Source organism: Streptomyces durbertensis, assembly GCF_014156695.1.
Lineage (GTDB): Bacteria > Actinomycetota > Actinomycetes > Streptomycetales > Streptomycetaceae > Streptomyces > Streptomyces durbertensis.
The window spans coordinates 1-1,092 of record NZ_WMLF01000822.1 but is presented as its reverse complement, the minus strand read 5'-3'; the positions used below and the strand labels follow the sequence as shown (position 1 = coordinate 1,092).

2 protein-coding genes are annotated in these 1,092 nt (G+C 76.6%); one reads left to right on the top strand and one right to left on the bottom strand.

The genetic code is table 11. From position 1 onward, the window contains the following. Nucleotides 1-314, bottom strand: a 314-nt coding sequence (locus GL263_RS27080) for a MerR family transcriptional regulator (protein WP_182858366.1), incomplete at its 3' end; no start/stop codon positions are given. 190 nt (nt 315-504) lie between these two features. On the opposite strand from GL263_RS27080, the gene GL263_RS27075 reads away from it, so the two are divergent. Then, nucleotides 505-1,092 (top strand): sigma-70 family RNA polymerase sigma factor (locus GL263_RS27075; RefSeq protein ID WP_182858365.1); only part of this gene is annotated, 588 nt, incomplete at its 3' end.

Here is a 1,092-nt window from a genome sequence, read left to right as displayed (position 1 = left end):
GGTTCGGCGAGGGGTGGGGCGAGCGGTCCTGGCGGGGGCTCCGCGACGTCCTCCGCGCGGGGGTCGCGTGCCCGTTTCGCGGCCTCGCCCGGCGGCACTCCGAGCGACGTCAGCCGGCACATCCGTTCCAGCATGGCGACATCCGCCGGGGACCAGCGGCGGTGGCGTCCGTCCCCGCGTTCGGCCGGGCCGACGCCGTACCGGCGGTCCCACGAGCGCAGCGTCGTGGGCGCGACGCCCAGCTTCCGGGCCACCGCGCCCGTGGTGAGACCCGGGCCCGCCGTGCCGCCGTCCGCGCGTGTGCTGTCCGACATGCTCCCCAGCGTACTCCTGATACGACGCAAAAACGATGCAAGTTGTCGCCTGCGTGCGGTCGGCGAACTCTGGGCGGTGACGGACGGAGACAGCCGTCCGCAGCGGCGGACGGGCCCCACGGCCCACGCGCACCGAACCGCCGCGGAGGTCCGTCAGCCGGGCTCGGGCCCGGCGGAAGGAGTGGCCCCCATGACCGCCACCGTCACCGCACCACCGGCGCCGTCGGCCGTGCGGCACACCCCGCGTCCAGCGGCCGTCGGCGACCCGGGCGGCGTCCCCGCCCCCGCGCGGCGGCAGCCGGAGGACGCCCGGCTCGCCGCCGCGTTCACCGCCGGCGACGAGCGCGCGCTCGCCACGCTCTACGAGCGGTGGGGAGGCCTCGTCCTGGGTCTGGCCACCCGCACACTCGGCGACTCCCGCGAGGCCGAGGACGTCACCCAGCAGGTCTTCCTCGCCGCCTGGCGCGGCCGCGCCGGATACCGGCCCGAACGCGGCGCGCTCGGCGGCTGGCTGGTCGGCATCGCCCGCCGGAAGATCGTCGACGCGCTCTCCGCCCGTACGCGCCGGAGCGACCTCGTCGCCACGCTCGGCGCCCGCGCGCCCCGCCTCGACACCCCCTCGCCCGCCGACGTGGTCATCGACCGCGTGCTGGTGGCCGAGGAACTCGCGCGCCTCCCCGAGGCCCAACGCCGGGTCCTCCACCTGGCGTTCTACGAAGACCTGACACACAGCCAGATCGCCGAACGCACCGGGCTGCCGCTCGGCACGATCAAGAGC